Here is an 8,546-nt window from a genome sequence, read left to right as displayed (position 1 = left end):
TGCTGGCCGTACCCCTGCTGGGGGGCCTGCGGCACCGGCTGACCGTACTGGTCGTACTGCTGCGGGTACTGCTGCTCCTGCGGGTACTGCTGGTAACCCTGCTGGTACTGGTCCTGGTAACCCTGCTGGTACTGCTCCTGGTGACCGCCGTAGCCCTGCTGGCCGTACCCCTGCTGGGGGGCCTGCGGCACCGGCTGACCGTACTGGTCGTACTGCTGCGGGTACTGCTGCTCCTGCGGGTACTGCTGGTACTGGCCGTTGGACCAGTCGCCCTGCTGCCCGCCGCCGCTGCGGTCCGTCACGCCGCCCCTCCAGGAATCAAGGCCGGTGCGGCGCGTAGAGCGCCCGCTTGTCGATGTAGCGGACCACGCCGTCCGGGACGAGGTACCAGACCGGTTCGCCCTTGGCGACCCGGTCGCGGCAGTCCGTGGAGGAGATGGCCAGCGCGGGGACCTCCACCAGGGAGACCCCGCCCACCGGAAGACCGGCGTCCGAAAGAGTGTGCCCCGGTCTGGTGCAGCCGATGAAGTGGGCGAGCGAGAAAAGCTCGTCGGAATCGCGCCAGGAGAGGATCTGGGCCAGCGCGTCGGCGCCGGTGATGAAGAACAGGTCGGCGTCCGGGTGCAGCGCGTGGAGGTCGCGCAGGGTGTCGACGGTGTACGTCGGGCCCTCGCGGTCGATGTCGATCCGGCTGACCGAGAACTGCGGGTTCTCCGCGGTGGCGATGACCGTCATCAGGTAGCGGTCCTCGGCGGGGCTGACCTCGCGGTCGCTCTTCTGCCACGGCTGCCCGGTCGGTACGAAGATCACCTCATCGAGGTGGAAGGCGCTCGCCACCTCGCTGGCGGCCACCAGGTGCCCGTGATGGATCGGGTCGAAGGTGCCGCCCATCACGCCGAGGCGCTTCTTCACCGCTTCCGGTCCCTGCTGTCCCATGCCGCCACACCTTACGCGACGCGCGTCAACGCACGGGATCGCCGGTTCCCGCCGGCCCGCACCGCCCGCGCGTCCGGACACACCGGAAGGAGCGCCCGGCACGCAGGCCGAACGCTCCCGGTCCGCGGAGTCCTCCGCGCGCCGTCGACCGGCTCAGCGGTCGCGGTTGAAGCGGGTGGTCACGTAGAGCATCAGCAGCAGGATGAACAGCGCGGCCCCACCCGTCAGGTACGGGTTCAGGTTCTCGTGGCCGCTCGCCTCGCCCTCGTTGGCGAGCATGGTCAGAACGGGGAGTGCGGCAGCAGTCATGGTCGGCGGTGACCTTCTCGGCTCGGTGACGGACCTGGGGGTACGGGCCGGGTGAGGGCCCACCCGTCATCGTACGGGTGGCCCCGACGCAACCGCGCGGCGGCCCACCGCGTCTGAGCCCGCGTGAGCCGCGGGCCCGCGGCGGGTGCGATCAGTTGCTGCGGCCGGCCCGCAGCAGGATCCACGCGAGCAGGCCGACACCCACGAAGGAGGCCACCACGATGATCCGCAGGAACAGTCCGGGGCCGGCCTCCCCGGAGATCGGCTCGGCCAGGCTCACAAGGGCGTCGGTGGTCATCTGCGGGCTCCTCGGACAGCTCGGGGCCGAGGCGGGGTCCGGCCTCGGCTCTCCAGGGCAAACAGCGTAAACCGGGCTCACACCCGCGCCGCCCACCGCCCCCGCCGACCACGCCCGTTCGGCGGACCCGGCCCGGCCGGGGACGAGTACGCGCGGTCGGACGTTGCTACAGACAGTCGTTGCAGGCGAAGACCAGCGGGGGCCGGCCGGGGAGCCGGGACCGGCGTCGACAGGGAGGAACCACACATGACCGACACGACCACGAAGTCGCCCAGCCGGCGCCGCCAGCGCTTCCCGGAGATCTCCACCCGGGCCTGGGAGCACCCGGCGGACCGCTCCGCCCTGGTCGCGCTGCGCAAGCTGACCGGCTTCGACGACGTGCTGAGGAAGCTCGCCGGGCTGGTCTCCGAGCGCTCGATCCGGCTGATGTTCCTGGCCACCGCGGTGAAGACCTCCGAGCGGCAGTTCCCCGAGCTGCACGACATGGTCCGCGACGCCGCGTACGTGCTGGACCTGGAGAAGGTCCCGGACCTCTACGTCAGCCAGGACCCGACGGTCAACGCGTACTGCATCGGCATCGACACGCCGATCATCGTGGTCACCAGCGGCCTCGTCGAGCTGCTGGACGAGGAGGAGCTGCGCTCGGTCATCGGCCACGAGGTCGGCCACGCGATGTCCGGCCACGCCGTCTACCGGACGATGCTGATGATCCTCACCAACATCGCCACCCGGATCGCCTGGGTGCCGCTGGGCAACCTGGCGATCATGGCCCTGGTCACCGCGCTCAAGGAGTGGTTCCGCAAGGCCGAGCTCTCCAGCGACCGGGCCGGCCTGCTCGCCGGGCAGGACCTCCAGGCCTCCATGCGGGCCCTGATGAAGCTCGCCGGCGGGCACAACGTGGCCGAGATGAACGTGGACGCCTTCCTGGAGCAGGCCGAGGAGTACGAGAAGGCCGGCGACCTGCGCGACGGCGTGCTGAAGCTGCTTCAGGTGCTCCCGCAGAGCCACCCCTTCGCGGTGGTGCGGGTGGCCAAGCTGAAGAAGTGGGCCGAGAGCGACGAGTACCGCTCGATCCTGGCCGGCGCCTACCCGCGCCGCGGCGACGACGCCGACACCTCGGTCACCGACCAGTGGAAGGCCGCCGCCGACCACTACACGACCTCGGTGAAGGAGAGCAAGGACCCGCTCATGGGCCTGCTGCGCGACGTGGCCGGCGGCGCCGCCACCGTCGGCGGCAGGCTCCGCGACACCTTCACCGGCACCCGCACCACGACCACCACCAACGGCAACGGCAACGGCAACGGCAACGGCAACGGCAACGGCAACGGATCGAACCCCGACGCCAACGGCTGACCCGACCCGACCCGCGGCTCCCGGCTCCGGCCGGGAGCCGCCGGCGTTCCCCCACCACCCCGGGAACGGCCCGGCCGGAACCGGGCCTCACGAACCCGCCAGCACCCCGCACACCTGCCACGCCGGCCGGGCATGGTTGCCGGGGTCGACCGCCGGCGGACTCGGCGGCGCCGTGCCCCCGGGGGCGGCCAGCATCGGCTGCAGGTACCCGGCCAGGTTCGTGGTGCACGGCGTGGGCCCGGCCTGCAGGACGGAGTCGACCAGCCGCAGCTGGGCCGCCGCGAGGTCGACCCGGTCGAACTCGAAGGCGAGCTCACGGCGGACGGTGTGCAGGGTGACCGGGGTGCCCGCCGGCGCACCGGCCGGCGTGAGCGCGTAGACGAAGGTGTGGTCGGTGCTGATCAGCAGCGTTCCGGAGGCGGACTCGTCGATCCGCATCGCCCCGGCCACCTTCACGGTGTCCGCGGCGAGCGCCACCTTCGCCGGGTCGAACCGCACCAGCCAGCCGGTCGCCGCGTGGTGCCGGTCGTCGCTGGGCGTGGTCACGCTCTCGTCGAACTGCGCCTGCTCACCGGGCGTGACGAAGGCCCGCACGTCCGCGGTGGCCCCCTGGACCAGCGTGGCGGGCGCCAGCGAGGAGGCGACCAGGTAGCGCTGCACGGTGTCCAGCGCCTTGGTGACCTCGACCTTGGTGAAGTGCGTGGTGGGCGTCCCCGACGGCGTACCGAGGCCGGCCGCACCGTCGCCGTACCCGGCCGGCAGCCCGGCGAACGGATCGGCCGGGTCGGTGACCGGCCGGACCGCCGAAACCGGACTCAGCGCGACCAGGCCGACGGTGAGTTGACTGCCCTCGGGGCGCGCCGCGGGACGGTTCGGCGAGCTGACCCCGAAGTACACGGCCGCCGCGAACGCCGCCAGGATGAGCAGCAGCAGCGCGAGCGCCTGCCGCGGCACGGTGCCCAGCGGCCCCAGCCGGACCTTGGGACGGGTGGCGCGCCCGAAGGAGCCCGCGAGCCGCTCCCGGGCGGACAGCTCCTGGATCCGGGCAGCCCGGACGAACGACTCGTCGAAGACGACGGATCGGTACTCGTCCTCGTTGCCGGAACCACCGTCGGGCGCACCCTCCGGAGGTTCGCGCGGGTCACCCATGACACCAGGGTAGGCGCCCGCACGCCCGGCCACGAGGGCACGCGCGGACATTCCCCGGGCCGCCGGAGGGCCGGCCCGGGAGCGGTGCCCGACGGGCCGGGGTCAGCCCGCCGGCGCGGTGACCACGAGCGATGGTTCGGCCTTGGTCGGTGCCGGGTCCGGGCTCGCGCTGCTGCTGCCCGACTCGGGCCGTCTGGGGGCGCCGCCGGCCCCGCCCACACCCTGGTAGATCGCCGCGACGGCCACCGCCACCAGGCTGACGCCCATGATCACGGCGAGCACCCAGGCGACCGGCCGGTGCCAGCGCTGCTGGGCCACGTAGCGGCCGCGCGCGGCCCGTACCGGGTCGTAGGCGGCCCGGTCCCGGCGTCCGGCCCGGCCCCAGCGGCGCGCCCGGCGGGCGGCGACGCGGTCCGGGCCTGACCACGGATCAGGATAGAGATGGTCCTCGTCCAGCCCGCTCGGGTACGGGCGCAGCTCCAGCGGCAGCCCGTCACCGGCGGGGGAGTCGTAGGCCCAGCCCGGGGACGCCATGTCCGGCTCGAACCTGGCCTCGGCGGCGGCGAGCTGCCGCTCCTTGGCCGTCGGCTCGTGCACGGCGGCGGACCGGACGAAGGCCTCGTCGAAGACCACGGTGGCGAACTCGTCGTCCGCACCACCGTGGTCGGCGCCGTCGGGGTACGGCGAGCCCCCCACATCGTCAGCCACGGATTCAGCGTATTACCGGGCGGGCGATTTGTCTGTGGCTCCTCGCAGTTGGTCCGTCACCCGTGTGACGGGGCCATGCCGGGGCGGGCGCCGCGGGCCCGCCCCGGACCGTCCGGCTCCTAGGCCGCACCACCCACGGTCGGCGTCGCCTCGCCGCGGACGTGGCCGTCACCAGTGACGATGTACTTGGTGCTGGTCAGCTCCGGCAGGCCCATCGGGCCGCGGGCGTGCAGCTTCTGGGTGGAGATGCCGATCTCGGCGCCGAAGCCGAACTCACCGCCGTCGGTGAACCGGGTGGAGGCGTTGACGGCCACCGTCGTCGAGTCGACCAGCTGGGTGAACCGGCGGGCGGCGGCCTGCGAGGTGGTGACGATCGCCTCGGTGTGGCCGGAGGACCAGCGGCGGATGTGCGCCACGGCGTCGTCCAGCGAGGGCACCACGGCGGCCGCCAGGTCGTACGAGAGGTACTCGGCCTCCCAGTCCTCCTCGGTGGCGGGCACCACGGTGGCGCCGGTGCCCTCGGCGGCCTTGAGGACCGCCTCGTCGCCGTGCACGGTGACCCCGGCCCCGGCGAGGGCGGCCAGCGCGAGCGGCAGGAAGGCGTCCGCGACGTCCTGGTGGACCAGCAGCGTCTCGGCGGCGTTGCAGACGCTGACCCGCTGGGCCTTGGAGTTCAGCAGGATGCCGACGGCCATCGCCAGGTCGGTCTGCGCGTCCACGTACACGTGGCAGTTGCCGGTGCCGGTCTCGATGACGGGCACGGTCGAGCCCTCGACCACGGTGCGGATCAGCGAGGCGCCGCCGCGCGGGATCAGCACGTCCACCAGGCCGCGGGCGCGCATCAGCTCCTGGACGGAGTCACGGCTCTCGCCGGGCACCAGCTGGATCGCGTCGGCGGGCAGGCCGGCCGAGACCACCGCGTCGCGCAGCACGGCGACCAGCGCGGTGTTGGAGCGGTAGGCGGAGGCCGAACCGCGCAGCAGCACGGCGTTGCCGGACTTCAGGCAGAGCGCGGCGGCGTCCACGGTGACGTTGGGGCGGGCCTCGTAGATGATGCCGACCACGCCGAGCGGGACGCGCACCTGGCGCACGTCCAGGCCGTTGGGCAGGGTGTAGCCGCGGAGCACCTCGCCGACCGGGTCGGGCAGACCGGCGACGTCGCGCACGTCGGAGGCGATCGCGGCGATCCGCTCGGGGTTCAGGGTCAGCCGGTCGATCACCGACTCGGCGGTGCCGGCCTCGCGGGCGCGGGCGACGTCCTCGGCGTTGGCGGCGGTGATCTCCGCGGCGCGTGCCACCAGGGCGTCGGCGATCGCCGCCAGCGCGGCGTCCTTGGCCGAGCGCGGCAGCGGGGCGAGCGCGGCGGCGGCCTCCCGGGCTCGGCGCGCTACGGCGAGGACGGGGCTGTCGGCGGTGGCGAGGTCGCTGGTCATGCACCAAGCGTAGCGACTGCCCGGACCCTCCCCGCCCGCATTTCGCCCGGTGAGACGGGCCCTACGGCGGGCTACTGCGGGCTGGTGGACGCACCCCTACGACGCGCTAGTAGGGGTGCACCCCGCCCAGGTGCGGGGGCGGGTCGCCGAAGCCCTCGGCGACCCGCTTGTGGTACGTGGCGCGGTCGACGACCTCCAGGCCGACGATCTCCCACGGCGGCAGCTTGGCCGTCGCCTTGTGCTCGCCCCACAGCCGCAGCGCGATGGCGGCCGCGTCGTGCAGGTCGCGGGCCTGCTCCCAGTAGCGGATCTCGGCGTGGTCGGCGGCGTAGCGGGCGGTCAGGAAGAACGAGTGGTCGTGCGCCAGCCGCTCCAGCCCGGCCCGGAGCGCGGTCAGCGGGGTGACCTGCCCGGCGACGCTGAGCACCACGTGCCAGAGCCGGGCCTGGTCGGGGGCGACGGGCGGCTCGTCCCGTTCGCGCTGGTCGGGGCGCAGGGCCCGGACCGGCCCGCCGGGGGCCGTGGCGTCCCCGGCGGCCGCGTCCTCGTCGCCGCGTCCGCCCTCGATGCTGGTCAGCCGCCGGCCCGCCGGTCCTGTCGTCAGCGCTGCCTCACGCCTGCGTTCCACCGGCGGCCTCCTGTTCGGCGCTGTCGTCCTCGGCGCTGTCGTCTCCCGTACGTGCCGGGCCCGGCCCGGCGTGTACGGCCCTGCTCCCCTGCGGCTCCCCCGTCCCGCCCGCACGGGGCCGCCCGCGCCCGTACCGGGGCGTCAGCCGCGCAGGACGACCAGGTCGTCGCGGTGGACGACCTCACGCTCGTACGCGGCGCCGAACTCCTGGGCCAGGTCTCGGGTGGACCGGCCGAGCAGGCGGGGCAACTCCCTCGCATCAAAGTTGACCAGCCCGCGCGCCACGATGTGGCCGTTTTCGGCAAGAAGGTCCACCGGATCACCCGCGGTGAACTCGCCGTCCACCTTGGTGACGCCGGCCGGCAGCAGGGAGGCGCCGCCGGAGACCACTGCGGCGACCGCGCCGTCGTCCAGGTGCAGGGCGCCGCGCGGGGTGCTGGCGTGGGCGAGCCAGAGCAGCCGGTCGGAGGTGCGGCTGCCGGTGCGCAGGAACAGCGTTCCGGTGGGGCGGCCGGCCAGCGCGTCGGCGGCCTGGCTGGCGGCGGTGAGCACCACGGGGATGCCGGCGCCGGTGGCGATCCGGGCCGCCTCGACCTTGGTGACCATGCCGCCGGTGCCGACGCCCGCCTTGCCGGCGCTGCCGATCTCGATGCCGTTCAGGTCGTCCGGGCCGCCGACCACGCCGATCCGGCTGGTGCCGGGGCGGCTCGGGTCGCCGTCGTACAGGCCGTCCACGTCGGAGAGCAGCACCAGCAGGTCGGCCCGGACGAGGTGGGCGACCAGGGCGGCGAGCCGGTCGTTGTCACCGAACTTGATTTCGGCGGTGGCGACGGTGTCGTTCTCGTTGACGATCGGCATCGCACCCATCGCCAGCAGCTGGTCGAGGGTGCGGTAGGCGTTGCGGTAGTGGGCGCGCCGGCTGGCGTCCTCGGCGGTGAGCAGCACCTGGCCGACCCGGATGCCGTACCGGGCGAAGGAGGCGGTGTAGCGGGCGACCAGCAGGCCCTGGCCGACGCTGGCGGCGGCCTGCTGGCGGGCGAGGTCCTTGGGGCGCTTCTCCAGGCCGAGCGGGGCGAGGCCGGCCGCGATGGCGCCGGAGGAGACCAGGACGACCTCGGGGGCGTCCGGGCGGCCGCGCAGCTTGGCGAGCGTGTCCACCAGGGCGTCGACCCGGTCCGCGTCCAGACCGCCGGCGGCGGTGGTCAGGGAGGAGGAGCCGACCTTGACGACGATCCGCCGTGCGGTCAGCACCTCTTCCCGCAGTGCCTCGTCACTCATGTGCTCTCGGGCGCCCTTCGCTGTGTGGTGCGCGCCGGGCCGGCCCGGCCGCTGGGGGCAATCTACGCGATCCGCGCACCCGTCCCGAACGGCATTTCACCCGGTGGACCGCGCGGGCGCCGCGGGTGAACGGCACCCCGACGCGGTCGGACATCAATTCGAACGACTGGTAGGGTCCCTGACCGCAAGCCAGATCGGGGGACGGCTTCTGCCCGCTGTACCCATGTCTCCGACCGTTGTGGATCGGGCGCCACCGCATTGGGCAGGCCGGAAACGGTGCGCGGACGGGCGTCCAGGAGTTGTCGCACAGATGCGTACGCACACCATGAAGCTCACCGTCGCCGCGCTCGCGGCGGCCACCGCGCTCTCCCTCACGGCCTGCGGGCCGGAGAACACCGACCCGTCCGGTGAGGCGGCCGGCCCGGGCGGTCCCGCCCCGGCCGCCACCGGCCCG

Annotated in this window: 9 protein-coding genes and 1 pseudogene; 1 reads left to right on the top strand and 9 read right to left on the bottom strand. The window is 73.8% G+C overall.

Annotated features, from left to right (window positions below; translation table 11 throughout):
• The 4 genes and pseudogenes from ACWEQL_RS38815 to ACWEQL_RS38800 form a co-directional block, all read right to left on the bottom strand.
• Window positions 1-302, bottom strand: a pseudogene (locus tag ACWEQL_RS38815) (endolytic transglycosylase MltG); the annotation flags it as partial.
• 16 nt (window positions 303-318) lie between these two features.
• Window positions 319-936, bottom strand: coding sequence for a nicotinate-nucleotide adenylyltransferase (gene nadD / locus ACWEQL_RS38810; protein ID WP_452155708.1), 618 nt, complete (start codon window positions 934-936; stop codon window positions 319-321).
• A 153-nt stretch (window positions 937-1,089) separates the two neighbouring features.
• Window positions 1,090-1,245, bottom strand: a complete 156-nt coding sequence (locus tag ACWEQL_RS38805; RefSeq protein ID WP_452155706.1) for a hypothetical protein — start codon at window positions 1,243-1,245, stop codon at window positions 1,090-1,092.
• Between the two features lie 151 nt (window positions 1,246-1,396).
• On the bottom strand, window positions 1,397-1,543 hold the full coding sequence (locus tag ACWEQL_RS38800; RefSeq protein ID WP_452155704.1) for a hypothetical protein: 147 nt from the start codon (window positions 1,541-1,543) through the stop codon (window positions 1,397-1,399).
• Window positions 1,544-1,789: 246 nt separating this feature from the next.
• Between ACWEQL_RS38800 and ACWEQL_RS38795 the strand changes: the two genes are divergently transcribed.
• Window positions 1,790-2,896 (top strand): M48 family metallopeptidase, encoded by a 1,107-nt coding sequence (locus ACWEQL_RS38795; protein ID WP_452155702.1) that lies wholly within the window; start codon window positions 1,790-1,792, stop codon window positions 2,894-2,896.
• Window positions 2,897-2,983: 87 nt separating this feature from the next.
• Here ACWEQL_RS38795 and ACWEQL_RS38790 read toward each other — a convergent pair whose 3' ends face one another.
• The 5 genes from ACWEQL_RS38790 to proB all read right to left on the bottom strand — a co-directional run bounded on the left by ACWEQL_RS38790 (window position 2,984) and on the right by proB (window position 8,092).
• On the bottom strand, window positions 2,984-4,045 hold the full coding sequence (locus ACWEQL_RS38790; protein ID WP_452155700.1) for an SCO2583 family membrane protein: 1,062 nt from the start codon (window positions 4,043-4,045) through the stop codon (window positions 2,984-2,986).
• 102 nt (window positions 4,046-4,147) lie between these two features.
• Window positions 4,148-4,753: an SCO2584 family spore wall biosynthesis protein gene (locus ACWEQL_RS38785; RefSeq protein ID WP_452155698.1), complete on the bottom strand. Its 606-nt coding sequence runs from the start codon at window positions 4,751-4,753 to the stop codon at window positions 4,148-4,150.
• 119 nt (window positions 4,754-4,872) lie between these two features.
• Window positions 4,873-6,186 (bottom strand): glutamate-5-semialdehyde dehydrogenase, encoded by a 1,314-nt coding sequence (locus tag ACWEQL_RS38780; protein ID WP_452155696.1) that lies wholly within the window; start codon window positions 6,184-6,186, stop codon window positions 4,873-4,875.
• A gap of 106 nt (window positions 6,187-6,292) precedes the next feature.
• Entirely contained in the window at window positions 6,293-6,814 is a 522-nt protein-coding gene (locus ACWEQL_RS38775; protein WP_452155694.1) for a hypothetical protein, read from the bottom strand.
• Window positions 6,815-6,955: 141 nt separating this feature from the next.
• Complete coding sequence (gene proB, locus ACWEQL_RS38770) at window positions 6,956-8,092, bottom strand: glutamate 5-kinase (RefSeq protein ID WP_452155692.1); 1,137 nt, start codon at window positions 8,090-8,092, stop codon at window positions 6,956-6,958.
• Window positions 8,093-8,546 lie beyond the last annotated feature (454 nt).

This window comes from Kitasatospora sp. NPDC004240 (assembly GCF_053603215.1).
The sequence above is the reverse complement of the archived record's forward strand: the minus strand, read 5'-3'. Positions and strand labels throughout refer to the sequence as shown.